Origin of the sequence: Methylohalobius crimeensis 10Ki (assembly GCF_000421465.1) — a bacterium.
Taxonomy (GTDB): Bacteria; Pseudomonadota; Gammaproteobacteria; order Methylococcales; family Methylothermaceae; genus Methylohalobius; species Methylohalobius crimeensis.
In genome coordinates, this window is sequence record NZ_ATXB01000001.1 from 1,034,650 (window position 1) to 1,058,137 (window position 23,488).

The window sequence follows — 23,488 nt, forward strand, 5'->3', positions numbered from 1 at the left end:
CCGTGGCGCTCGATGCTTCGCTGGTCCGGTAGCGCGAAGCGTTTTTGCCCTTTCAGTCCGCCGCCTTCAAGGCGAGGTTTGCGAAATCGACAACCTCCCGCATGCGGTGTTCGATCGCATCCACCATGATTTTGAGATCCAATTCCTGGTATTCATGCACCAGAATATTGCGAAGGCCCACCATCGCTTGCAGGGTTTTCATCTGTTCGGCACCGATCAACCCTGCGCGCTGTAATAGAGCAAAGGAATCTCTGCTGTCCTGGGGCAATCCCAGTTTTTTGGTTTTGATAAGGTGATTGGCGATGTCGATCGCCAATTCGCAGATCCGCTGCAGATTCATGGCGATGGCATCCTGTTTGAGAAAATCTTGTTCAATAGGGGACGCCCCTGTCCTGAGCATAATATTGGTTGATTTGGTGAACACAGCGTTCGATGCTGATTTTCTTGTTCAGAATGACCTCATTCATAGTTGGTAAAATCTCCCGCTGCGCAATCCGTCGGCCAACACCTCCGCCCGTTCCTGATTAAGCTTTTGGTATAAGGACAGGACCAGCATTTCGAATTCGTCGGCCGCGTATCGGTTGCCGCAGAAGATCCGCCGATCGGCCATGACGATTTCTTTCTGAAACACGGTCGATACCCGGCGCAGGTTGATCAGGTCCACGTTCCTGTCAAGCAGTCGTTCAAGCGCATAACGCAATTCGCTCAGGGTAAGGCTGCCGGCCTTTTGCGCCGTCTCGGGCGGCAGCAACACGGCGATATCCACGTCGCTGTCCGGCCACTCGTTTTCCGTTCCCCAGGAACCGAACAGGTAAATCGCCTGGGTAGCGGGGAAAGCCGTGAGCACCGTTCGAACGATCTCGTTCTCGGCGATCATATGGTCACCTCCTTCTGAACATTTTCACCCTTGTCGCCTCGTGTCACCCATATGCACGCCTTCCCATGGTAAATCTATTCCTCCCTGAGCACATCAAACTCGTTGAACGCGATTGCCAGGCTGAGTTTGAGGTTGAGTATGGAAGCCACGGTGGTGGCGGTGAAAATGCTTACCATGATGGCGATTTGATATTTCACCGCTACCCAGGGTTCTGATCCGCCTAGAATTTGGCCGGTCATCATGCCGGGAAGCGAGACCAGCCCCAGGGTCGCCATGCTGGCCAGGATTGGATTGACCGCTGCCTTCACCGCCTCTCGAAAATAAGGCCGCGCCGCTTCCCAGCGGGTGGCGCCGAGGAGAAGGAAGGTCAGGTATTCCGATTCGTTTTTTCGGATCGCCGCATAGAAGCGCTCCAGGGCGATGACGTTGGCTTGCAGGCAATTGCCCAGGATCATGCCCGCCAAGGGAATCAGATAGCGGGCGTCGTGGATCTGCGGCGGACGGATCACCAGAAATACCAGATAGGCGGTGGAAAGCAGCACGCTGGCGGCCACCGCGGTCAAGGTAGCAAGGAAGAAACGGCGTATCCTCAAACCGCTGCGGCGGAGGATGGTGAGATCCGCCGCCACCAGCATGACCAACAGCCAGAGGCCGTTCAGCAAGGGGTGATTGAAGGCGAACAGGGCTTTGAGATAGACGCCGACCAAGGCGAGCTGCAGGCTCATGCGCACGAGGGCGATCGCGATCTCGCCGCTCATCCTCAGACCGATGAGCCCCAGCAGCAGCCACGGCACCAGGACCAGGGCATACAGGAGGGTCATTTGCGGCGCGGCGATATCAAGCGTATCCATGGGGCTTCTCCTCGCGCAGATGACCTGCTTCCAGTTCGTACACGCGCTCGCAGCGGTCGAGCCAGGCCGGATCGTGGGAGACCGACAGAACCGTGTGAGAGGAAGCGAAAATCACGTCCATCACCGCCTGTTTGCTTACCGGATCCAGCGCGCTGGTTACTTCGTCGAGGAGAAAGAGGCTTTTTCCCAGCAGCAGAGCGCGGGCGACGGCGATGCGTTGTTTCTCGCCGCCGGAGACTCGGCGGCATTCCTGCCCGAGAATCGTTTCCGGCAGGCGAACCCGCTTAAGGGTTTCGTGCAGGCGGGGCTCGGAAGGCTGTCTGTCCCGGTGTGCCTTGAAGCGGAAAGGCAGCATCAGAGCCTCCCTGACCGTGTCGGCGCCCAACACCGGTTCCTGGTCGATGTAGGCGGTGCAGCCACGAAGGGTTTGAATCGTTGCCCGGTCGAGCGGTTTTCCCAGGAAAAAAAGCGTGCCTCCCGTCAGGGGATAGAGCCCCAGCACGGTCTTGAGCAGCGTGCTCTTGCCCGAGCCGGATTTGCCCTTAAGCGCGATTTTTTCCCCCGGATTCAAGGTGAGATTGAGGTCCTTGAGAATGGCCTTTTTTCCGACCGTCACGCTGACGTGGTCGAAACGGAGGAGGAGGTTTCCGGTCATGGCGGAGACGGCGTTTTCCTCAAGCCGGATTGTCCGAGGGTAGATAAACGCACTCCACTGGGAAAGCTTCGCTCACCTTGACCATCAATTCTTGCACGCCGAACTGCTCGGTGGCGTGATGGCCGCCGGCGAACATGTGGATGCCCGCCTCCTGGCTTTCGTGCCAATCGTGCTCGCTCATCTCGCCGGTGATGTAGGCGTCCATGCCGGCGGCCAGGGCCTGTTTCCATTCCCCGTTGGCGCCGCCGGTGATGATGCCGATCCGGGACAGGCGGGCTTCGGGCTCGGGGCAGGCGAGCATCACCGGATGTTCGAGCACTTGTTCCAGGCGTTGCTGTAACGTCTTGGGCGCGCATGGGTTGGAAAGGGTGCCTTGCATGCCCACGGTCGCGCCCTGATATTCGCCGAAAGGGGACAGGTCGGTCAGGCCGATCCGGCGGGCGAGGGCGGCGGCGTTGCCCACCTCCGGATGCCCGTCGAGGGGGAGGTGGTAGCCGTAGAGATTGATGCGATGGCGCACCAAGGGATGGACCCGCTGGGCGAAAGGACCGACTAGGGGACGAGGACCGTGGAAGCGCCAGAACAGGCCGTGGTGGACCACCAACGCGTCGGCGCCGGTTTCGATGGCTTTCTGGGCGGATCGGACGGTGGCCGAAACCGCGAAGGCGATTTTGGAAATCGTTTCGGTCCCTTCGATTTGCAGACCGTTGGGACCGTAGTCCTGGTAGCGTTCGGGTTCCAATAGTCGGTTGAAAAAGGCGGTTAATCGATCGCGTTCAATGGACATAAATTCAAACTGTGAGCGAGTTGGTCGAGAGATGAAAAACGGGCCGCGGCGAGTCTTTGAGCGGTTTCCGAAACCGGTGCGTAATCGGGGATCCATACTGGCTGCATTCCCGCCCGGAATGCGGCAAGGAGTCCGGCCTCCGAGTCTTCCACCGCCAGGCAATTTTCCGGGGCCAGGGCAAGCTGCTCGGCCGCCTTGAGATAGATATCCGGTGCGGGTTTGCCGTGCGCGACCTCGCTGCGGGTGACGATAATGGGGAAATGGGCTTGGATGCCGGCCAGGTTCAGACAGTTTTCCGCATCGGGGCGGTGGCTGTTGGTGGCCAGGGCGAACGGCAGCCTTTGCCGCTTCAGGGTGGCAAGCAAATCCCCGAAGCCGGATTTGACCGGGATGCCCTCACGAGCTACCGCCTCATGCCAGCACCGGGTGCCGGTATCAAGGAAGCGTTCGAAGTCGAATCCGGGACCCAGGGCCCGACATAAAATAGTTTCCACGGCGTCGACGGAAAGCCCGGACAGCTTTTTCAGCAGGGTATCGTCCAGCTCGAATCCCAGGATACCGGCCGCACTCCGCCATGCTTGACGGTAGCGGGCTTCGGTGTCCAGAATCAGACCGTCCATATCCAGGATGACGGCGTCATAGGGTGACGGCATGGCGGTTGCTTTCAAAACTTCTCCGGATACAGGCGACTGGCCCCATCCATGTCGCCGGTATCGCGATAATTCATCGGTTCGCCCGGACGCTGGATTTCCCCGCCCGTCACTTCCCCCAGTACCAATCTGTGGTCTCCGGCCGGATATTCGTCGCGGACGATACAATCCAAATAGGCCAGGGATTCGGTCAAGATGGGCGCGCCTATGGTTCCGGGCCGCCACTCGATACCCGCCAGCTTGTCGCTCGTCGCCGCTTGTCCGAAATGGCGCGCCAGGTCCAATTGATCGCTGGCCAGCAGGTTGACGGTGAAACCGCCGCCGGACTGGAGAAGGGCGTAGGAGCGATGGCGCGGATGGATGCTCAAGGCGACCAGGAGCGGATCGAACGACACTTGCATGACCCAGGCGGCGGTGAAAGCGTTGCGATGCTCGCCGGCGGCCACGCCGACGACATAGACGCCGGCGGTCAAGGTCTTGAGGAGTTCGCTGGGGCGGGTCACGGCTTTTCCTCTTTCAGGTAACGCTCGATGTCTTCCTTGGAAAAGCCGACTTCCTTGGCCACCCGATCGGCGTGGCTGACCCGGGAAATGCCGTCGATGAGACGATGGGTGGGACGGTCGCCGACGAATTCCACCTGCTTGGGTTGCCCGATGTTCCGCTCGATGAGTTGGTCCACCAGTTCGTGATTGTGGGTGACCAGGAGGCTGGTCCCTCCCTTTTTGTGAAAACCCTCCATGATGTCGGAAGAAATCTTCAAGCGCTCTTCGTAGGTGGTGCCCTCGGCCAGTTCATCCAGGATCACCAAGCTTTTGGGGGTGGTGGCCAGGAAAATCCGCTTGGTATGCTTGAGCTCGGTGGCGAAGCGGCCTTCCCGATCGCTCAGATGGCTGATTTCCGGCGCTTGGTAGAAGATCCGGTCGGCCACCGTCAAACGCGCTTCCCTGGCCGGCACGAAGCCTCCGATCTGGGCGAGCAATTGAGATTGGGCCAAGGTCTTGCAGAAGGCGGTCTTGCCGCCGCTGTTGGGGCCGGTGATGAAGGTGAGGCGGTGCGTGTCCAGGTCGATGTCGTTGGGCACATAGTCGGGATTGGCCTTTCCCAGAATCGGGTTGCGCAGATCCCGACCGAGGAAGCGGTGGTGGCCGTCGTCGAGCATCTCCGGAAGGCAGGTGGGATGACCGAAGTCATCGGCAAAACGCAGGAAACTCAGCAGTTCGTCCAGATAGCCCAGCGCCTCCAACAGACTATGAACTTCGGTCGCTTCCCGGAAAGTCTTGCGCAAGGGATAGATAAAACGATCCCGGTCGTAGGTGCCCACGATGGGGGTATAGACCGCGCCCAAGGGAAGCAGAAACAGCCAGGCAACGCCGAGTGCCGGGCGGGACAGGTTCAACAGCGCCGGCAGCCCCGTCCAAGCGAGCAGAAGGCCGCCCACGCCGGCGGCGATCAAGCCCGGTTTAAACAGGGAAGGGCGGAAGCGGATTGCCGGCAGCCAGCCCTTTTCCGCCTTCGTCAACAGGCGTTTCTCGGTCCGGTAGGCCGGTCCTTGCATCAGGGCGTGGCTGCGGCTGGCGGCGAAATCGGTCAGGGTGGCGATCAAGGTTTTGAGGTAGGGGCTTTGCGCGGTCGGCAGCTGCTTTGCCCGGTCGACCGTTTCCAGGATGAAACGGGTCCCGTTGAGATAGGCCTCGTAGCCGAATCCCTTGATTTCCCGGGAATTGACCGGCGTCCCGGCGAGCCCTAGGAAAAACGCGTAAAGGAGTTTGTAGAATTCGCTCTCCCGCTCGGGATGGGCGGCGTTCTCGACCAATCGTTCCAGATCTCGGCGCAGCCCGTCGTTGGCCTGGAGTTCGCGCAATGCCTCCTGCTTGGCGCGAATCAGATCGATGTCGGTCAAAGGGTTGGTCAGGGAACGGTGCAGGGTGGCCTGACCGATTAGCGTGCGGGTGCCGTCGACGGCGTCGAACAGGGCTTCCACCTCCATGGTATCGGCGGTGGCGGGATCCAAGCCCCCCGCTTCGCTGGGCCGGGACGCTTTAACTTCGGCCCCCTCCTGCCACTGGCTGAGAAAAGGGGAATAATGATTGGAGAGCTTTTCGAGCATGGCCGCGTTCCTCCTCAAGATGGGATGACTTTGATGTATTCTTCGGGCGCCTCCCGGCTGGTGCCGATGACGATTCGGCGTTCCCCGTCGGAGGCTTGTTCCAGGTGACCGGAAATTTCCACCCGTTCCCCCGCTTCGGCTTGGCCCAGATAAGTGGCGGTGAAACACAAGGCAAGGGGAATCTCCGGGTGGTCGAGACGATAGCGGGCGGGGGTGGCGAAAGCGCCCTCGGCATCGATGACGGGGGCGCGGATACGGGTGCGCCCCAATTTGCACCATAGACGGGGATCGGCATCCATGGAATTTTCCTCCATCAGAATCAGATCGAATTTGGTTCCGTCGATGGCGCCCTTGTTGTACTTTCGCTGTTCGTGCCAAAGGTATTCGTCAAAGCTCAAAGCGCACCCGCGGCGCTGGTAGGTGGCTCGCCACAGCGCCCGGTCGGGTGCTTGCAACCATCCGTGGGCGAAGCCGTCGCGGACGATGCGGCGGGCCTGTTCGAACGGTTCGCGGCCGTAAACCACCAGGTCCAGGTCGGAAGCTTCGTGCTGCAGACCGATCAACAGCGAACCGGTCACTCCCAGCTGTTCGCTGGAAAGTCCTTCCACCTCGAACAGATCCACCAATCGCTGCAATTTGTCGATTAGCGGCTCGGTGGCGGGACGGTCCAGCAATTCCCGCAGGCGTTGGCGCGGGCATAGATGGGTTTCGACCGCATTGATGGGCACGGCGTGCAGGAGCGCGTCTCTACGCGGAGAGTAGTAAAGATACCGGGGATAGCGGGTCCGCAAGATCGCTTCCGCTTCATGGGTGGTGACTTTGCGAAGTCCGGCGGGCGTGGGGGCGTAACGCAGGCAGGCGACGACGCGCCCCGCCTCGGTTTCGTTCAAGGTGACGGCGAAAACCAGTCCTTCCCGGGTGATGATGAAATCACGAGCCTGAAACATGAATCAGATTATACCGGCATTGAGGTACGTCTTATTAGTTGAAGATTTTTTTAACTGAGGGGTTGAGCAAAACACGTTGAAGTGTTGAAATTTGTCAGCATTTTTGACAAAAATTGTCGTTGACAAACAACTACTACAACGTGATCGGTTTATCTCTTTGATTTAAGAGAATTTCCTGTGCCTGGCACAGGGAATGCAGAGATAAGCCCAAAGTCCGCTATTTTTGAGAGGAGGACCCAATCATGAATCGTCGCATTCAGACTCTGATCCGCTCTTTTCAAGGTTATGCCTACGAAGTGGCCGGTATGATCACCGCTTATTTCGACGATCCGGATCAAGCGCGCGCTTGCGCCGATCGGATCTCCGCCGAGTGGCGCAAACCGGTGGAAGTTTCAGGCACCAGTCTGATCGTGGTTTTGTGAAGCAGCTGTTTTTCCGCCGCAAAACGGAACAGGCGACACTGAGCATATCGCGCCGTGTCGCCTTCCCAACTGTCAATTTTTTTGACACGCCAGTTTGCCGAAACGCCGGCTCCGTTTGCCGACAAAGCTTGGAGAGAGCGGTTTCCGATTTCCGAACTTAGCCAGCGAGTCGGACTTTTTCCGCGATCGCTTCAGCCATTTCCGGGGTAGAGCAGATGGAGCCGGGTTTCAGATCCGCGGTGACGTGTTTGCCTTCCCGGATCACTTCGCGAACCGCCTGTTCGATCCGGCGCGCCGCGGCTTGTTCGCCGAGATGGTCGAGCATCATGACCGTGGCAATGATCATGGCGGTGGGATTGGCGATATTTTTGCCGGCGATGTCCGGCGCACTGCCGTGAACCGGTTCGAACATCGCCGCTTCCCGGCCGATGTTGGCGCCGGCGACCAGTCCCAGTCCTCCCACGAGGCCCGCGGCCAGATCCGATAGGATGTCACCGAACAGGTTGGTGGTGACGATCACGTCGAACTGGTCCGGGTGCATCGCCATCTGCATGGCGCAGGCATCGACGATGCGATCCTCGAACTCGATCTCCGGATACTTCTGCGCCACTTCCCGTCCGATTTCCAGAAACAGCCCCGAGGTGCATTTGAGAATGTTGGCCTTGTGCACCGCGGTGACTTTTTTACGCCCGGTTTGCCGAGCGTAGCGGAAGGCGTGCTCGATGATCCGTTCGCAACCGCTGCGAGTGACCACGGCGATGCTCTCGGCCGCGATGGTCTTGCCTTCGGCCTTGATGTAATGCTCGATGCCCGCGTACAGACCTTCGGTGTTTTCCCGTACCGTGACCAGGTTGACATTGCCGTAACGGGTTTGCGTTCCCTCGAAGGACAGGGCCGGCCGGACATTGGCGTAGAGGTCGAATTCCTGGCGCAGGGTCACGTTGACGCTGCGATAACCGCCGCCCACGGGCGTCGTCAAGGGTGCCTTGAGGGCGGCCCGGTTGCGGCGGAACGAGTCCAGGGTCGCATCCGGCAGGGGGGTGTCGTGCCGGTCCACGGCACTCATGCCGGCCAGTTGCCGGTCCCACTGGATAGGGGCGCCGGCCGCTTCGACGACTTGGACGGCGGCTTCGGTGATTTCCGGGCCGATGCCGTCGCCGGGAATCAGCGTCACAGTATGCATAGGGTTGTTCTCCGGAGGTTGGAAACGAAGTGGGACGAGACAGGCCGCGGATCACTCACCACAAGGATTCTCCTGTGACCGGGTCGTACATTTCATGATGGATTTTCTTCCGGTTGGCGATCAACTCGTCGATCCCGGGTTCGTCGTTGAGGGCGCGCTTGAGCGCCAGCTTGGTCGCTTCGTAATTGGTCCGATAAAGATCTTTTTTGTCCGGGTTTTCCTGGACGCCGCACTCTGGATCGAGCCACACGTTGACGATGATGCACATCTCGTTGGCCCATTCCTTGGGAATCACGCCGTCGATGACGCTGTCCAGCACCGCGTCGGCGACCGCCGATTGCACCACCCCGAAAAACAGGGAAATGTAGGCGGTGTTTTTCATGGTGACTTTGGGCACCATCAGCGTGGCCGGCTTGACCTGCTGGTTGCAGGCGCGGATGGCGAACAGGCGGGTATGGCCTTCGGTTTGCCCCATCAGGGTCGCAAAGGCGGTGCCCACCGGACCGTTGGCGGCCCCCAGGACGATTTCGGGCATGGCGTCGGTGCCCTGATCCTCGCTGGCGAACACGGTGGCCTCGCCGGTCTTGAAAATCGGAATCTCGGACATGTTTGGCATCTCCTTGTGATGTTGTGGGAATGAAAAAACAACCCCCTAGTATATCAATCAGTGGGGAATGAGGGGAACTTCAAAGCCATCGCCGATGGCGAGCGAATGAGATAGTGGTAAACTGCGAATATCCGATCATTTCAATACAGTTCGGTCATGATTGATTTTAATGCCGGCGTGACGAGGCTCGAGTCCGTCCGAGGGTTTCTCTTCGATCTGGACGGGGTTTTATACGTGGGCGGTCAGGTGATCGAAGGCGCCCGCGAAGCGCTCGAATGCATCCGCGAGGCGGGGTACGGGTGCCGCTTCATCACCAACACCAGCACTCTTTCCCTGGCCTCTCTTCAGGGTAAATTGAATGCGCTGGGGTTCGATATTCCGCGCGAAGAGATCATCAGCGCCCCCCAGGCGGTGTTGCTTTACCTTCAGTCGTGCGACGATCCGCTCTGCCACCTTCTTTTGGCCGAGGACGTGAAGTGCGATTTCGCAGCTTTCCGACAATCCGATACCCATGCCGATTACGTGGTGGTCGGGGATATCGGCGAGAGGTGGAATTACGCCGTCCTAAACCGGGCTTTTCGGCTTCTGATAGAAGGCGCGGCGTTGATTGCGGTGCATAAGAATCGATTCTGGCGGACCGAGGAAGGGTTGCAAATGGATCTGGGCGGTTTTGTCGCGGCTTTGGAATACGCCGGCGCCAAACAAGCCCAAATTATCGGCAAGCCCTCGCCGGCGTTTTTCGAATTGGCGTTGCAGGACCTGGGGCTTCCAGCCGACCAGGTGGCCATCGTGGGCGATGACATCGATGCGGACATCGGTGGCGGCCAGGCATCGGGTTTGTCCGGCATTTTGGTCAAGACGGGAAAATACCGGGAGGACTATGTCCGCGCCGTTTCCGTTCGACCCGACGGGATCATCGACTCGATTCGCGACTTGCCGCAAGTGTTGGGGATCCCATGAGTACGGTGTATCTGGGTACCGTCGCCCATCTGCAGGGCGATCCCTTCGCCGCGTCCGGCGCGTTGGAAATCATCGAGCGGGGTGCCTTGTGGGTGGGAGACGACGGTCGCATCGTGGCGGTGGGCGAGCGGGACGCCATTTTGCCGCGCCTGCCTGCTTCCGTCGGGCGGGTGGAGTACCGTGAAGGTTGGATCCTGCCGGGCCTGATCGACGCCCACCTCCATTTTCCCCAATATTACGCCGTGGCCGCTCCCAATCGGGGCTTGCTGCGCTGGCTGCGAGAGACCATCTTCCCGGCGGAGGCGGCATTTCGGGATCGAGCCTACGCGGCCCGGGTTGCGGACAAGCTGATATGGCATTTGCTACGCGGCGGTGTCACTTGCGCCATGGTGTTCGGTTCCCAGTTTCTCGATGCCACCGAAGCCCTCTTCGAAGCCGCCGGCCGGGGAGGGGTGCGCCTGATCGCCGGGGTCACCGTCATGGATAGGGACGGTCCGGAGGAGTTGTTGACCGATCCGGAGACGGTCTATCGGAGCAGCGAAGCCTTCATCCGCCGTTATGCCGGTCACCCGCGGCTCCATTATGCTTTGACCCCGCGTTTTGCCCTGACCAGTTCGGTCGAACTCATGGAGGCTTTGGGGGCTCTGAAAAAGCGGTATCCCCAAGTGTATCTTCAGACCCATATCAACGAAACCCGGGAGGAGATCGCCGCCGTGGCCCGGGATTTTCCTCAAGCTTCCCATTATCTGGATGTGTACGACCGCTTCGGCTTGTTGGGCGACAAAACGATTTTGGCCCATAACATTCATCCCGGGGAGATGGAATTGGCGCGCTTGGCCGAGAGCGGCTGCGGAATATGCCATTGCCCCAGCAGCAATCTGTTTTTGGGAAGCGGTTTGTTCCCGCTCGAACGCCATCTGGAACACGGCGTCCCCCTGGCCATAGGAACCGATATCGGTGCGGGCCTCAATTTCTCGGTGTGGGGGGAGTTGGCGGAGGCCCATAAGGTTCAGCGTCTCCGGTCGGTTTCTCTGGATGCCGGTCAGCTTCTCTATTGGGTGACCTTGGGAGCGGCCCGGGCGTTGGGATTGGATCGGGAAATCGGCAATTTCGAAGCGGGAAAATGGGCCGACTTCTGGGTGTTGGCGCCGAATGACGACGACTATCTGAACGAGCGCTTGCAGCGCTGCCGCGACCTGGAAGATGCCTTGTTCGTGCTCATGCATTTGGCCGCCCGGTCCCCGTCACGCGCCACCTACGTGGCCGGGAAGGCGCTTGGCGGCAGTTTCCAAAACCATGGGCGGGGTCCGGCGCGGAAGTGACTAGACGCTGAGCCCGGTTTTGGGGCGAGCCTCGAGGTCGTCCAGGGCTTGCTTGTAGAGTCGGTGGTATTCGGCGGCGCTCCGTTTCCAGGAGAAATCTTGGGCCATTCCGGTTTGCTGCAAATCGCGCCAGGTGTCTTTTTGGCTGTAGAGCAGCCAAGCCCGTTTGACCGCTTCCTGGAAGGCGCCGCCGACGGGCTGGCTGAAGCCGATGCCGGTGGCGGTATGATTGTCCAATCGGTCGGGCGTGGCATCCACCACCGTATCCGCAAGTCCCCCCGTACGGTGGACGACGGGTACCGTACCGTAGCGCTGGCTATACATTTGGTTGAGGCCGCAAGGTTCGAACCGCGATGGCATGAGAAAGATATCCGCCCCGGCCTCGACCAGGTGAGACAAAGGTTCGTCGAAGCCGATATGGACCGCCACCCGGTCGGGATAGCGGCGCGACCAATAAAACAAGCCATGCTCGAAGTCGCTGTTGCCGCTGCCGAGAAACACGAATTGGAGCGGGTAATCGATCAAATGGGTGAGCGACTGCAGAATCAGATCGATTCCTTTTTGCGGCACCAGTCGGCTGATGAAAGCCAACAGCGGCGTGTCGGGTTCCTGGGGAAGTTTGAAGCGGTTTTGCAGGGCGGCCTTGCTGAGCGATTTCTGTCGCAGCGAATCGCGGTCGTAGACATGGGGAATCCAGGGGTCGGTGGCCGGATTCCATTTGTGGGTGTCGATGCCGTTCAAAATGCCGGAGAGGTGTTCTTTGCGTGCCTTAAGCACGCCTTCCAGGCCGCAGCCGAAAGCCGGCGTTTGGATTTCCTTGGCATAAGTGGGGCTGACGGTGTTGATTCGATCGGCGTACATCAATCCCCCCTTGATGAAAGACAGCTGGCTATGGAATTCCAGTCCGTCCATATGCCATAAAGAGCGGGGGAGTCTCAGTTGGGAAAAAACCGCCGGGGGAAAAACGCCTTGATAGGCCAGGTTGTGAATGGTGAACACGGTGGCCGGTCGCGTTTTCTCCTGGGAGAGAAGTGCCGGCACCAGCCCGGTTTGCCAGTCGTTGCAATGGACCACGTCCGGTTGCCAGTCGAGACCGAGCCGATCCAAAGCCAGATGAAAGCCCGCCCAGCAAAAACCGCCGAAACGCTCGGCATTGTCCGGCCAGGGCTCTCCCTCCGGGCTCAAATAGGGGTTCTCGAGGCGATCGAACCAAGGAGGGACGTCCAGGAGCCACACCGGCATGGCGATATCGGGAAGGGTGGCGTCCAATAAAGTGGCGGGACGATCCAAAAGATCAAATTCCGCCACCGGATTCAGGTCGGTGCATTGCGCTTTGGCTTGGGGATAGGCGGGCAACAGTACCCGTACGTCGTGGTCCAGTTCGCGCAAGGCTTGAGGAAGGCTGCCCGCCACGTCCGCCAGGCCGCCGGTTTTGATCAGAGGATGCAGTTCGCTGGCGAGGAAAAGGATGTTCACGAAGCGGCTGTTTCTTCGGGTTGGCGACAGAAGACCACGCCTGCCAAGGGGGGCAGGGTAATGCTGATGGAATAGGGGCGTCCCATCCAGGGAATGGGGTCGGCCTCGATCCAGCCGTTGCCCAGATTACTGCCGCCATAAAATTGGGAGTCGGAGTTGAGAATCTCCTGATAGGCGCCCGGCTCGGGTACGCCCAGGCGGTAGTCGTGGCGCGGCACCGGCGTGAAATTGAGCGCGACGAGGAGAAAATCGTCAGCGCTCCTGCGCAGATAACTCAAGGTGGATTGAGAGGAATCGTGGCAGTCGACCCATTCGAATCCCGGCGACTCGAAATCGTACTGATGGAGTTCCGGCTGGTTCCGGTAGAGGCGATTGAGGTCCGCCACCAGGCTTTGGACGCCTTGGTGCAGCGGGTATTGCAGGAGGTCCCATTCCAGTTCGCGCTCGACATCCCATTCCGAGGGTTGGGCCAGCTCGCTGCCCATGAACAGGAGCTTTTTCCCCGGATAGGTCAGCATATAGGTGTAAAGCAGGCGCAGATTGGCGAACCGCTGCCATTCGTCTCCCGGCATCTTGGCCAGCATGGAGCCTTTGCCATGCACCACTTCGTCGTGGGAGAAGGGGAGGACGAAGTTTTCGGTGAACGCATAGAGCAGACCGAAGGTGAGTTGGTCGTGATGGTATTGGCGGTAAACCGGGTCGTTGGCCAGGAAGGCGAGGGTGTCGTGCATCCAGCCCATGTTCCATTTCATGGCGAATCCCAGGCCGCCCACCCAGGGGGGGCGGGTGACCTGGGGCCAAGCGGTGGATTCTTCGGCGATCACCACGGTGCCGGGATGCTGTTCCTGGGTGATATTGTTGAGTTCGCGCAGAAAATCGATGGCTTCCAGATTCTCGTTACTGCCGTACTTGTTGGGAATCCATTCGCCCGGCTGACGCGAATAGTCCAGGTACAGCATGGAAGCGACCGCGTCGACCCGGAGGCCGTCGATATGGAATTCCTCGAGCCAATACATGGCGCTGCCGAAAAGGAAATTCCTGACCTCGTTGCGGCCGTAATCGTAGATCAAGGTGCCCCAGTCGGGGTGTTCGCCGCGGCGCGGATCGGCGTGTTCGTATAAGGGGGCGCCGTCGAACCAGGCCAGGGCCCAGGCATCCTTGGGAAAATGCGCCGGCACCCAGTCGATGATCACGCCGATATCGTTTTGGTGGCAGTAATCCACGAACCAGCGAAAATCGTCCGGAGATCCGAAACGGCTGGTGGGGGCGTAATAACCGGTGGTCTGATAGCCCCAGGAAATATCCAGGGGATGCTCGGTGACCGGCATCAGTTCCAGGTGAGTAAAGCCGTGTTCCTTGACGTATTCCACCAATTGCCGCGCCAGTTCCCGGTAGCCCAGAAAACCATCGTCCTTGTCCCGCCGCCAGGCGCCCAAATGCACTTCGTAGACGGACATGGGGCTGTGTTGCCAGTCCCATTGCTGGCGGTCTCGCATCCAGTCCCGGTCATTCCATTCATATTGGTCGTCGCGAACGACGATCGCCGCGGTATTGGGGCGCAGTTCGAAAAAACGGCCGTAGGGGTCGGTCTTGACGAACACATCGCCGCTGTGACGATTGCGGATTTCGAATTTGTATAAGGTGCCTTCGCCGAGTCCGGGGACGAACAGTTCCCAAACGCCGGAATCGTAGCGGCAACGCATCGGGTGGCGGCGTCCGTCCCATTGGTTGAAATCGCCGACCACGCTGACCCGCTCGGCATTCGGTGCCCAAACCGCGAATAGGGTTCCGTCCACGCCGTCCACGTTTTTGAGGGAGGCGCCCAAGATCCGATAGATGTGCCAATGTTTCCCGGTGCCGAATAGATAGAGGTCGAAATCGGGGATCTGTGGGGCGAAAGTGTAAGGCTCGATGGAGCGGTGCTCCTGCCCCTTGGCATCGGTCCATAGTAGGGCGTAATGCAATGGAATATCGTGATCCTTGATGGACCCTTCGAACAGGCCGGTTTTTTTGGTCGGCGTCAATTCCGGCCCGTTTTCGATCCGGACTTTGCGGGCGCCCGGGAAAAATGCCCGCACAATGTCGTCGCCCTGTTCGTGGTGACGGCCCAGTACCGAAAAGGGGTCGTAGTGTCGCGCTTGGACGATCAACTCCAAGGCTGGCGACAATCCATGCGTCCTGTCGGATGAGGAAATACTTGAGTTCACTTTGCCGATGCCTTAATAATGATTTTGCGTTTTGGAACTATAGTAGCAAATTCCGCCAGGCCAAGGAGATCTTAATACCATGTCCGAAAACAACTACCCCCAACGCTTCGTCAGCCTCCTGACTCGTCAAACGGTTGCCCTGATTCTCGCCGGGGGGCGCGGCAGCCGGCTCAAGAGACTCACTGACTGGCGCGCCAAGCCGGCGGTTCACTTCGGAGGCAAATATCGAATCATCGACTTTACCCTGTCCAATTGTTTGAATTCCGGTATCCGGCGCATCGGCGTGCTGACCCAGTACAAGGCCGACTCCTTGATTCGCCATATCCAGAAGGGATGGGGGTTCCTCCGCGGCGAGTTGGGGGAGTTTATCGATTTGCTCCCCGCCCAGCAGAGGATCCACGACTCCTGGTACAAGGGCACGGCGGACGCGGTCTATCAGAACCTGGATATTCTGCGCCCGCACGATCCGGAATACGTGCTCATTCTGGCTGGCGACCACGTGTATAAAATGGACTACGGTGCCATGCTGGCCTATCATGTGGAGAATAAGGCCGATATCACCGTGGCTTGCGTCGAGGTGCCGGTCAAGGATGCGAGCGCGTTCGGGGTGATTCACGTGGACGACTCCAGCCGCATCGTCGATTTCGTCGAAAAACCGGATCAACCGCCGGCAATTCCCGGGCGTCCCGATACGGCGCTGGCTTCCATGGGGATCTACGTGGTCAATGCCAAATTTTTGTACGAACAGTTGATCAAGGATGCCGACAACTCCAAATCCAGTCACGATTTCGGCAAGGACATCCTTCCCGAGGTGATTAACCGATACCGCGCCTTTGCCTATCCTTTCCTCAACATGCAAACCGGCGTGCAAAGCTACTGGCGCGATGTGGGGACCATCGACGCCTATTGGGCCGCCAATATGGAGTTGATCGGGGTCAATCCGGAGCTCAATTTGTACGACAAGAATTGGCCCGTCTGGACCTACCAGGAGCAGGTGCCCCCGGCGAAATTCGTCTTCGAGGACACGGCCCACGATCGCGTCGGTCATGCATTCGATTCCATGGTCTGCGGCGGGGTGATCATTTCCGGTTCCACGGTGCGCCATTCCATCCTGTCTCCCAATGTGCGCGTCAACTCCTGGGCCTTGGTGGAGCATTCGGTGGTGTTGCCCGACGTCAACATCGGCCGCTACGCCAAGGTTCGGCGCGCGATCATCGACCGCGGCTGCGATGTTCCGCAAGGAATGGAGATCGGCTACGATTTGGAAAAAGACAAAGCGCGTTTCGATGTCAGTCCCGGCGGTATCGTGACCGTTACCCCGGATATGCTCGGCCAGAAGATCCACTTCGTGCGTTGATGCGAGGCATGGCGGAAGGCCGGAAGCGCTTTAATTAAGGAGAGTATATGCCCAGAGCGGTGGAAAATAGCGTCCTGGAGCGACGCCGGGCGGGGGTTTTGCTCCATGTCACCTCACTTCCGGGGGATGCCGGCGGAGATTTGGGGGAAAACGCTTTCCGGTTCGTGGATTTCTTGGCCGATTGCGGTTTATCCGTATGGCAAGTTCTGCCGGTGGGTCCGACCCATAGCGACGGTTCGCCCTATCAATGCCTCTCCGCCCACGCCGGCAATCCTGAATTGATCAGCCTGGATTGGCTGATGAGGCGCGGCTGGCTCGTCGAGGAAAGGGTCGCACAGGACAAGACGACGGCCGCCGGCCGGGCAGCCCTCCTATCTGCGGCCCATGAAGCCTTCCGGGCCTGCGGCGGAGGGGACTTGGCCGGGGACTATGAAAGATTCGTCCGCTTCCATGCCTATTGGCTGGAGGATTATGCCTTGTTCATGGCGCTTAAGGGGTGTTTCCAGGACGAGGTTTGGTGGAAATGGCCGCTTAAGTACCGTCTTCGGGATGCGGATAGCTTGATCCGGATCCGGGGCCGGCTGGGAAATGAAATCGATCGAATCCGCTTCGAACAGTTCGTGTTTTTCCAGCAATGGCGTGAATTGCGCCAGTATGCCCATCGGCGCGGCGTGCTGCTGTTCGGCGACATGCCCATCTTCGTGGCGGCCGACAGCGCCGATGTGTGGGCCAAGCGCCGGTATTTCCGGTTGAATGATCAGGGAAAGCCCACGGTGGTGGCCGGGGTGCCGCCGGATTATTTCTCCGCCACCGGTCAGCGCTGGGGGAATCCCCATTACGACTGGCAAGCGATGGAGGAGGACGGGTTTACCTGGTGGATCGAGCGAATGCATACCCAACTGGAAATGTTCGATTGGGTCCGCATCGATCATTTCCGGGGCTTCGAGGCCTGCTGGGAAATCCCGGCCGAATCCGACACCGCCGTCCAAGGCCGATGGGTAAAGGCGCCGGGGGAGGCCTTGCTCGAGGCCGTCCACGCCCGATTCGGCCAATTGCCGTTGGTGGCCGAAAATCTGGGCATCATCACCCCAGAAGTGGAAACTCTGCGCAGAAAATTCGGCATTCCCGGGATGCTGGTGCTGCAGTTCGCCTTCGAGGGCGGGGCCGGCAATCCTTATCTCCCGCATAATCATACGATCGACAACGTCGTCTATACCGGCACCCACGACAACGATACTTCGCTGGGTTGGTTCGAGTCCCTGGATCCGGGTGGCCGAACATATCTGTACGACTACCTGGGGCAACCCGGGGCGTCCATGCCGGAGGCGCTGGTTCGCTGCGCTTTTGCATCCGTTGCGGTGTTGGTGGTGCTGCCGATGCAGGATGTGCTCGGCCTGGGGTCCGACCAGCGCATGAATACCCCCGGAACCACCGCCAACAACTGGCGTTGGCGTTTCTCCTGGGACCAGCTTCAATCCCGGCATGGGGACCGGCTCAAGCACTGGGTTCATCTATACGGCCGGGGTTAAGCGATGCTAACCGATCGTATCGACGCGATAGCGATAGACCTTGAGGGTATCGGACCAATGGTCGGGCGTCAGGCCCGCTTTCATTTTCAGTTGGCGCAGGAAATCCCGCTTGTCGGGCAGGGCTTCCCAAACCGCGGGTAGGAAAGTGGCTCGGTGCATGCCGTCCTCCAGAACCAGGCCATCGGCGCGGGGTCTGATTTCGGTTAACAGCGTTGCTTCCGATTGGAAGGAGATTTCCTCCAGTGGAGAAAGGATGGAGAGATGGATCTCCAGTTGCTCCGCCTCCTCGGCGGTCACCGGCGGAAAACGGGGATCGCCGAAGGCGGCGGCGAATGCGTTGCGAATCACGTCTTCGGCCAGAGGGCGCCGCGCCTCGAGGGAGCCGATGCAACCCCGGAGCCGCCGATGCTTTTCCAGGGTGACGAAAGTGGCCCGGTGCGCGAGGAGCGCCCTAGGCAGAATATCCGGTTCGATTTCCGGCGGTTGGTCGTGACGGACTCCGAAATGGATCGATTCCCGGGCCAATTCCAGCAGCGTCCGGCGATCCTCCGGATAAAATGAAAGCTCAAAAGAAGGCATAGGCACCGTATCCTACGACACGATCTCTGGGGCCTGCGGTATCCCCGGAATTACGCAGGTCGAGCGTTTCGGCCTTGAGTCCGTGCTTGCGAGCGGTGAGCAGCATTCCATTCAGCGGTATCCGCCCGCAGGCGGACTCAAAAGTGATCCGGCTGGGGTCGAGATGCTCGATCGCTTTCGAGGTGGCCGCATCCAGGTGCTTGGCCGTGGGGTAGTCATGGTAATGACTGAGATCCGAGCTGATTACGATGAGGGTGTCTTTCTCCCACAATTGCTCCAGCACTGTCGCCACCTCCTCGCCGGTGGCGTCGCCGACCAGGATGGGGATGACCGTAAAATCACCGAGGACTTTTTGTAAGAAGGGCAGGTGAACCTCCAGGCTGTGTTCCGGCTCATGGGGTCCGTCGTGTCGCTTCACGAACGGCAATTCGGAGACTTTCGCGACGCCCGGGCGATCCACCGGAACCCTTCCCAGCGGAGAGAGAAAGGCATCCACGCCGGGGATCGCCAGGCCGCGAAAAGGAACGTGGTGGGCCGGACCCGTCAGAATTACCCGGCTGATGGTGTTTTTGGCCGGGGTCAGCAGGCGGTAGGCGCTCGCCGCCACCGGGCCGGAATAGACATAGCCGGCGTGGGGCGCGACGATGGCCTTGGGAATGGGGCCTCGTGGCGTTTCGGCGCTTACAAAACGCCGCACGACTTCGCTCAATTCCACCGGGTCGTCGGGGTAAAACAGTCCGGCGACTGCGGGGTAGCGTACCGATGTCATGCCAAACCTCCTGGTCTAGAAGAACTTGAAGTGGGAGAGTTGTGTCTATATGGAGGCAATTAAGCCTAAATTCAATAGGGGAATACCGACATGGCAACGTTTGCCAACGATACCGTTTCGACCCGGCATTGGCACGCACTACCCGACGGCAAGGTGCAGTGCGACCTGTGTCCTCGTTTTTGCAAGCTTCACGAGGGGCAAAGGGGATTGTGCTTCGTTCGCGCTTGCCGGGACGGCCAGATCGTTCTGACCTCCTACGGTCGGGCCAGCGGATTTGTCGTCGATCCCATCGAAAAGAAACCGCTGTATCATTTTCTTCCCGGCACACCGATTTTGTCTTTCGGGACCGCCGGTTGCAATCTGGCCTGCAAGTTCTGCCAGAATTGGGACATCAGCAAGTCGCGGGAGTTCGATACCTTGACCGCCGAAGCTTCGCCGGACGCCGTCGCCCGGGCCGCCCAGGCCCTGGGGTGTAAAAGCGTGGCCTATACCTACAACGACCCGGTGATCTTTCATGAATACGTGATTGACACCGCCCGGGCATGCCGGGAGGCGGGGATCCAGTCCGTGGCGGTTTCCGCCGGGTACGTTTGCGCCGAACCGCGCCGAGAGTTCTATCGTTATATGGATGCGGTCAATGTAGATTTGAAGGCCTTCACCGACGGCTTTTACCGAAAGATCTGCGGCGGTCGTTTGCAACCGGTTTTGGAGACCTTGGAGTACATCAAGCACGAGACCGACGTTTGGCTGGAGATCACCACCTTGTTGATCCCGGGCGAGAACGATTCGGACGAAGAAATCGATCGGATGACCCGTTGGGTGGCGGAAAGGCTGGGACCCGAGGTGCCCCATCACTTCACCGCCTTCCATCCCGAATGGAAAATGATGGATAAGTCGTCGACTTCCCGTTCCACTTTGATCCGGGCGCGGGAAATCGCCCTCAAGAACAGATTGCGTTACGTGTATACCGGCAATGTGCACAATCCGGAAGGTGACAGTACCCGCTGCCATGGCTGCGGTCAGCGCCTGATCGGGCGGGATTGGTATGTGTTGACGGATTGGAATCTTACCGACGATGGCAAATGTAACCGATGCGCTGCGCCGCTTGCCGGAATATTCGAAGCTCAGCCCGGGGATTGGGGGGCGCGGCGCTATCCGGTGGATATGGCGAGATATGCGGCGTGAGCGTTAACGAGGCAGCAAAATCGTGTTTTCGGCCGGACGGCTTTGGTTCGGAGCGGGATAGTCCAGGGTATAGTGCAACCCCCGGCTTTCCTTGCGCCGCATGGCGCTTTTGACAATCAACTCGGCGGTAATGATCAGGTTGCGTAGCTCCAGAAGGTCGCTGGTCACGCGAAAATTGCCGTAATACTCGGAGATTTCCTGTTTCAGTAGTTCCGCCCGCCTGAGAGCTCGCTCGAGCCGCTTGTCGGTGCGCACGATGCCCACGTAGTCCCACATGAAACGGCGGATTTCGTCCCAGTTGTGGCTGACCACCACTTCTTCGTCGGAGTCGGTCACTTGGGATTCGTCCCAACAAGGAATGGTCGGTGGGGGAGGTAAATCCGGGAGTCGCCGACGCAGATCGTCGGCAGCTTGTTGGGCGAACACCAGGCACTCCAAGAGGGAGTTGCTGGCCATGCGATTGGCCCCGTGCAAGCCTGTGCAGGCGGTTTCGCCCACCGCATACAAACCGGGAATATCGGTGCGCGCCCGGGAGTCGGTGAGAACGCCGCCGCAGGTATAGTGCGCGGCGGGGACCACCGGGATGGGCTCCAGGGTCATGTCGATGCCGAATTTCAGGCAACTGGCGTAAATGTTGGGAAAATGACCTTGGATGAAATCGGCGGATTTATGGGAGATATCCAAATAAACGCAGTCCACGCCCAAGCGTTTGATTTCATGGTCGATGGCGCGGGCGACGATGTCGCGCGGAGCCAATTCGGCGCGCGGATCGAAACGATGCATAAAAGGGGTGCCACCGGGCAGGAGCAATTTCGCGCCTTCTCCCCGCAAGGCTTCTGAAATCAGAAAGGATCGTGCCTGGGGATGGTAAAGACAGGTGGGATGAAACTGCATGAATTCCAAGTTGGCGACCCGGCAGCCGGCGCGCCAGGCCATGGCGATGCCGTCGCCGGTGGCGGTGTCCGGGTTGCTGGTGAAAAGATATGCTTTGGCGGCTCCGCCGGTAGCCAGGACCACGGCTGGGGCCCGGAACGCCTTGACATGTTGGGCTTCGCGATCGAGCACATAGGCGCCGTAAACCCGTTGGGGAGAATCCCCCAGCTTGGCGGCGGTGATCAGATCGATGGCGTTATGGAATTCGTACAGGTCGATGTTGGGGTGGGACCGGGCATGATCGAGCAGCGAGGCCTCCACCGCTTTGCCGGTGGCGTCGGCGGCATGGACCACCCGGCGGTGGCTATGCCCGCCTTCGCGGGTGAGATGGAGCTGTTTTTCCCCGTCCTCCGATTCCACTTCGGTGAAAGTGACGCCTTGATCCAAGAGCCATTGAATGGAGGCCTTGCCGCGGGAGACGACCAAGCGGACGATGGCTTCGTCACACAGCCCCGCACCGGCGTCGAGCGTATCCTGGATGTGGGAATCGATCGAGTCTTGGGCATCGAGCACCGCCGAAATACCCCCTTGAGCATAGAAGGTGCTGCATTCGGAAAGACGGGCTTTGGAAACCACGGCCACTTTGGCCGTATCGGCGATGCGCAACGCGACGCCCAAGCCTGCGGCGCCGCTACCGATAATGAGAACATCGTAAGAAAGGGTTCTATTCATTGCATTTTTATAACAAAAGATGGGATCGCTGCCAATTCGCCTTGCATTGAACGGGGGAAGGGAAACCGGGATAATGAAGGAAATCATTGGGTAACCCGGAAAAGGCGGGCGATTCAACCAGGTTTCATCATGGCGGCGCGAGCCCGATCATCATCACATCACGGGGAAGCGGTATTGAAGGGGGAAAATCGATCGGCGGCAGAAGTCGATCAGGAGCTGGTGCAACGAGTCCAACAGGGCGACAAGCGGGCGTTCGACTTGTTGGTGCTCAAGTATCAGCCCAAGATCGTCCAATTGATCACTCGATACATCAAAGACCCGTCGGAGGCCTTGGATGTCGCCCAGGAGACTTTTATCAAGGCTTACCGGGCCTTAGCCAAGTTTCGCGGCGACAGTGCTTTTTACACTTGGTTGTACCGGATCGCGATCAATACCGCCAAAAATCATATCGCCGCCCGTGCCCGCCGTCCATCCGATTCGGAAATCGAACTCGAGACCGCGGAACAATTCGAGACGGCAATACGTCTAAAGGACCAGGAAACGCCGGAGGACGTTTTATTGAGTGAGGAAGTCGCCGAAGGAGTGCGGCAGGCGATCGAGGAATTGCCGGAGGAATTGCGTACGGCAATCACGCTGCGTGAGTTCGAGGGCATGAGTTACGAAGAGATCTCCCAGACCATGAATTGCCCGGTAGGCACGGTCAGGTCACGTATTTTCCGAGCCCGAGAGGCGATCGATAAGAAACTGAGAATCTTGCGTGCAGGTATGCGCGAGAAAAAAAAACGCAATGAAAAAACTGAGCCATCTGCAGAAAAATGAGAGAGGCGCCGGTCCATGCAGGATGATGTGAATTGGAAATTATCTCTATTATTGGATGACGAATTGGAGTCTGAGGAAGCGATAGGCTTGTTGGAACAGATCCATGGGGATCCGGAACTCCAAGCCAAGTGGTATGGCTACCAGGTGATTCGTCAGGCCCTCCAAACGGGAAGCGGCATTCAACCCCACCCAGGGTTTCTCGAGCGAGTCAGGGGTGCTCTCGAAGAAGAAACCCTGCCCATGCCCTCCAATCCCTCTTACCCCGACCCGCAGCCCTCGGATTTCAAGCGATACCGTTTCAACCGTTGGGCTATGCCGTTTGCCGTAGCCGCGGCGATTGCCATGGTGGCCGTCATTATCGGCAAAAAGATGCTGGATCCAGCCGCCTCCCCCCCGCAAAATATCGAAGCAAAACCTCGAATGATCGTTGCCCAGCCGCCGGTTTATCCCGCCGAAGTAAGGCCCATCCGGCGGCGCCCGGGCTATTCCCGCCTGGAGGATTATCTTTTGGTCCACAGTGAGGATAGCCTGTATTGGGCAGGTCCGCAGCACATGCTCGGCTATGCCCGCATCGTCAGTCATGCCGACCGCTAA

24 protein-coding genes are annotated in these 23,488 nt (G+C 59.2%); 8 read left to right on the forward strand and 16 right to left on the reverse strand.

The window, feature by feature from the left end; translation table 11 throughout:
• Positions 1-52: 52 nt before the first annotated feature.
• From hepT to H035_RS0105355, 9 genes are all read right to left on the reverse strand, one after another.
• Positions 53-400 (reverse strand): type VII toxin-antitoxin system HepT family RNase toxin, encoded by a 348-nt coding sequence (gene hepT, locus H035_RS18310; RefSeq protein WP_268741928.1) that lies wholly within the window; start codon positions 398-400, stop codon positions 53-55.
• Between the two features lie 63 nt (positions 401-463).
• Entirely contained in the window at positions 464-877 is a 414-nt protein-coding gene (mntA, locus tag H035_RS0105320) for a type VII toxin-antitoxin system MntA family adenylyltransferase antitoxin (protein ID WP_022947963.1), read from the reverse strand.
• A 74-nt stretch (positions 878-951) separates the two neighbouring features.
• The gene (locus H035_RS0105325; RefSeq protein ID WP_022947964.1) at positions 952-1,728 is read right to left on the reverse strand and encodes an ABC transporter permease; all 777 of its coding nucleotides are present in this window, start codon (positions 1,726-1,728) and stop codon (positions 952-954) included.
• Positions 1,715-2,383 (reverse strand): ABC transporter ATP-binding protein, encoded by a 669-nt coding sequence (locus H035_RS0105330; protein ID WP_022947965.1) that lies wholly within the window; start codon positions 2,381-2,383, stop codon positions 1,715-1,717. The genes H035_RS0105325 and H035_RS0105330 overlap by 14 nt, the downstream gene beginning before the upstream one ends.
• Before the next feature lie 19 nt (positions 2,384-2,402).
• A complete protein-coding gene (locus H035_RS0105335) occupies positions 2,403-3,170 on the reverse strand; it encodes a Nif3-like dinuclear metal center hexameric protein (RefSeq protein WP_022947966.1) in 768 nt (255 codons plus the stop codon).
• Positions 3,146-3,823, reverse strand: coding sequence for an HAD family hydrolase (locus H035_RS18315; RefSeq protein WP_161624003.1), 678 nt, complete (start codon positions 3,821-3,823; stop codon positions 3,146-3,148). Before H035_RS18315 ends, H035_RS0105335 begins: the two co-directional genes overlap by 25 nt.
• Positions 3,824-3,834: 11 nt before the next feature.
• Positions 3,835-4,323 (reverse strand): flavin reductase family protein, encoded by a 489-nt coding sequence (locus H035_RS0105345; RefSeq protein ID WP_022947968.1) that lies wholly within the window; start codon positions 4,321-4,323, stop codon positions 3,835-3,837.
• Complete coding sequence (locus H035_RS18320; protein ID WP_022947969.1) at positions 4,320-5,927, reverse strand: MutS-related protein; 1,608 nt, start codon at positions 5,925-5,927, stop codon at positions 4,320-4,322. The genes H035_RS0105345 and H035_RS18320 overlap by 4 nt, the downstream gene beginning before the upstream one ends.
• A gap of 14 nt (positions 5,928-5,941) precedes the next feature.
• Positions 5,942-6,874, reverse strand: coding sequence for a nucleotidyltransferase domain-containing protein (locus H035_RS0105355; protein WP_022947970.1), 933 nt, complete (start codon positions 6,872-6,874; stop codon positions 5,942-5,944).
• A gap of 242 nt (positions 6,875-7,116) precedes the next feature.
• Between H035_RS0105355 and H035_RS0105360 the strand changes: the two genes are divergently transcribed.
• Positions 7,117-7,296: a hypothetical protein gene (locus tag H035_RS0105360; protein WP_022947971.1), complete on the forward strand. Its 180-nt coding sequence runs from the start codon at positions 7,117-7,119 to the stop codon at positions 7,294-7,296.
• A gap of 157 nt (positions 7,297-7,453) precedes the next feature.
• On the opposite strand, the gene H035_RS0105365 is transcribed toward H035_RS0105360, so the two are convergent.
• Positions 7,454-8,479: an isocitrate/isopropylmalate dehydrogenase family protein gene (locus H035_RS0105365; protein WP_022947972.1), complete on the reverse strand. Its 1,026-nt coding sequence runs from the start codon at positions 8,477-8,479 to the stop codon at positions 7,454-7,456.
• A 55-nt stretch (positions 8,480-8,534) separates the two neighbouring features.
• Positions 8,535-9,086, reverse strand: coding sequence for a formaldehyde-activating enzyme (gene fae, locus H035_RS0105370; protein WP_022947973.1), 552 nt, complete (start codon positions 9,084-9,086; stop codon positions 8,535-8,537).
• Between the two features lie 156 nt (positions 9,087-9,242).
• On the opposite strand from fae, the gene H035_RS0105375 reads away from it, so the two are divergent.
• Positions 9,243-10,046, forward strand: a complete 804-nt coding sequence (locus H035_RS0105375) for a TIGR01458 family HAD-type hydrolase (protein WP_022947974.1) — start codon at positions 9,243-9,245, stop codon at positions 10,044-10,046.
• Positions 10,043-11,368 carry a guanine deaminase gene (gene guaD, locus H035_RS18325; protein ID WP_022947975.1) on the forward strand — a complete coding sequence of 442 codons (1,326 nt, stop codon included), beginning with the start codon at positions 10,043-10,045 and terminating at the stop codon, positions 11,366-11,368. The genes H035_RS0105375 and guaD overlap by 4 nt, the downstream gene beginning before the upstream one ends.
• On the opposite strand, the gene glgA is transcribed toward guaD, so the two are convergent.
• Both glgA and glgB read right to left on the reverse strand, forming a co-directional pair.
• Positions 11,369-12,844 carry a glycogen synthase GlgA gene (gene glgA / locus H035_RS0105385; RefSeq protein WP_022947976.1) on the reverse strand — a complete coding sequence of 492 codons (1,476 nt, stop codon included), beginning with the start codon at positions 12,842-12,844 and terminating at the stop codon, positions 11,369-11,371.
• Positions 12,841-15,012, reverse strand: coding sequence for a 1,4-alpha-glucan branching protein GlgB (glgB, locus tag H035_RS0105390; RefSeq protein ID WP_026596293.1), 2,172 nt, complete (start codon positions 15,010-15,012; stop codon positions 12,841-12,843). The genes glgA and glgB overlap by 4 nt, the downstream gene beginning before the upstream one ends.
• Before the next feature lie 118 nt (positions 15,013-15,130).
• Here glgB and glgC point away from each other — a divergent pair, with 118 nt between their 5' ends.
• Together glgC and malQ are read left to right on the forward strand one after the other, a co-directional pair.
• Entirely contained in the window at positions 15,131-16,408 is a 1,278-nt protein-coding gene (gene glgC / locus H035_RS0105395) for a glucose-1-phosphate adenylyltransferase (RefSeq protein WP_022947978.1), read from the forward strand.
• 47 nt (positions 16,409-16,455) lie between these two features.
• Positions 16,456-17,937 (forward strand): 4-alpha-glucanotransferase, encoded by a 1,482-nt coding sequence (gene malQ, locus H035_RS0105400; RefSeq protein WP_022947979.1) that lies wholly within the window; start codon positions 16,456-16,458, stop codon positions 17,935-17,937.
• A gap of 6 nt (positions 17,938-17,943) precedes the next feature.
• On the opposite strand, the gene amrA is transcribed toward malQ, so the two are convergent.
• Both amrA and amrB read right to left on the reverse strand, forming a co-directional pair.
• Positions 17,944-18,516: an AmmeMemoRadiSam system protein A gene (gene amrA / locus H035_RS0105405; RefSeq protein WP_022947980.1), complete on the reverse strand. Its 573-nt coding sequence runs from the start codon at positions 18,514-18,516 to the stop codon at positions 17,944-17,946.
• Entirely contained in the window at positions 18,503-19,285 is a 783-nt protein-coding gene (gene amrB / locus H035_RS0105410; protein ID WP_022947981.1) for an AmmeMemoRadiSam system protein B, read from the reverse strand. Before amrB ends, amrA begins: the two co-directional genes overlap by 14 nt.
• 90 nt (positions 19,286-19,375) lie before the next feature.
• Between amrB and amrS the strand changes: the two genes are divergently transcribed.
• On the forward strand, positions 19,376-20,470 hold the full coding sequence (gene amrS / locus H035_RS0105415; RefSeq protein WP_022947982.1) for an AmmeMemoRadiSam system radical SAM enzyme: 1,095 nt from the start codon (positions 19,376-19,378) through the stop codon (positions 20,468-20,470).
• A gap of 3 nt (positions 20,471-20,473) precedes the next feature.
• Here amrS and nadB read toward each other — a convergent pair whose 3' ends face one another.
• Entirely contained in the window at positions 20,474-22,075 is a 1,602-nt protein-coding gene (gene nadB / locus H035_RS0105420) for an L-aspartate oxidase (RefSeq protein ID WP_026596294.1), read from the reverse strand.
• Positions 22,076-22,249: 174 nt separating this feature from the next.
• On the opposite strand from nadB, the gene rpoE reads away from it, so the two are divergent.
• Together rpoE and H035_RS0105430 are read left to right on the forward strand one after the other, a co-directional pair.
• Complete coding sequence (gene rpoE, locus H035_RS18330) at positions 22,250-22,894, forward strand: RNA polymerase sigma factor RpoE (protein ID WP_022947984.1); 645 nt, start codon at positions 22,250-22,252, stop codon at positions 22,892-22,894.
• Between the two features lie 15 nt (positions 22,895-22,909).
• Positions 22,910-23,488, forward strand: a complete 579-nt coding sequence (locus H035_RS0105430; protein WP_022947985.1) for a sigma-E factor negative regulatory protein — start codon at positions 22,910-22,912, stop codon at positions 23,486-23,488.

Coding starts and splice junctions, on each gene's coding strand:
- hepT (WP_268741928.1), bottom strand. CDS start 400: ATGCTCAGGACAGGGGCGTCCCCTATTGAACAAGATTTTCTCAAACAG.
- mntA (WP_022947963.1), bottom strand. CDS start 877: ATGATCGCCGAGAACGAGATCGTTCGAACGGTGCTCACGGCTTTCCCC.
- H035_RS0105325 (WP_022947964.1), bottom strand. CDS start 1,728: ATGGATACGCTTGATATCGCCGCGCCGCAAATGACCCTCCTGTATGCC.
- H035_RS0105330 (WP_022947965.1), bottom strand. CDS start 2,383: ATGACCGGAAACCTCCTCCTCCGTTTCGACCACGTCAGCGTGACGGTC.
- H035_RS0105335 (WP_022947966.1), bottom strand. CDS start 3,170: ATGTCCATTGAACGCGATCGATTAACCGCCTTTTTCAACCGACTATTG.
- H035_RS18315 (WP_161624003.1), bottom strand. CDS start 3,823: ATGCCGTCACCCTATGACGCCGTCATCCTGGATATGGACGGTCTGATT.
- H035_RS18320 (WP_022947969.1), bottom strand. CDS start 5,927: ATGCTCGAAAAGCTCTCCAATCATTATTCCCCTTTTCTCAGCCAGTGG.
- H035_RS0105355 (WP_022947970.1), bottom strand. CDS start 6,874: ATGTTTCAGGCTCGTGATTTCATCATCACCCGGGAAGGACTGGTTTTC.
- H035_RS0105360 (WP_022947971.1), top strand. CDS start 7,117: ATGAATCGTCGCATTCAGACTCTGATCCGCTCTTTTCAAGGTTATGCC.
- H035_RS0105365 (WP_022947972.1), bottom strand. CDS start 8,479: ATGCATACTGTGACGCTGATTCCCGGCGACGGCATCGGCCCGGAAATC.
- fae (WP_022947973.1), bottom strand. CDS start 9,086: ATGTCCGAGATTCCGATTTTCAAGACCGGCGAGGCCACCGTGTTCGCC.
- H035_RS0105375 (WP_022947974.1), top strand. CDS start 9,243: ATGATTGATTTTAATGCCGGCGTGACGAGGCTCGAGTCCGTCCGAGGG.
- guaD (WP_022947975.1), top strand. CDS start 10,043: ATGAGTACGGTGTATCTGGGTACCGTCGCCCATCTGCAGGGCGATCCC.
- glgC (WP_022947978.1), top strand. CDS start 15,131: ATGTCCGAAAACAACTACCCCCAACGCTTCGTCAGCCTCCTGACTCGT.
- malQ (WP_022947979.1), top strand. CDS start 16,456: ATGCCCAGAGCGGTGGAAAATAGCGTCCTGGAGCGACGCCGGGCGGGG.
- amrA (WP_022947980.1), bottom strand. CDS start 18,516: ATGCCTTCTTTTGAGCTTTCATTTTATCCGGAGGATCGCCGGACGCTG.
- amrB (WP_022947981.1), bottom strand. CDS start 19,285: ATGACATCGGTACGCTACCCCGCAGTCGCCGGACTGTTTTACCCCGAC.
- amrS (WP_022947982.1), top strand. CDS start 19,376: ATGGCAACGTTTGCCAACGATACCGTTTCGACCCGGCATTGGCACGCA.
- nadB (WP_026596294.1), bottom strand. CDS start 22,075: ATGAATAGAACCCTTTCTTACGATGTTCTCATTATCGGTAGCGGCGCC.
- H035_RS0105430 (WP_022947985.1), top strand. CDS start 22,910: ATGCAGGATGATGTGAATTGGAAATTATCTCTATTATTGGATGACGAA.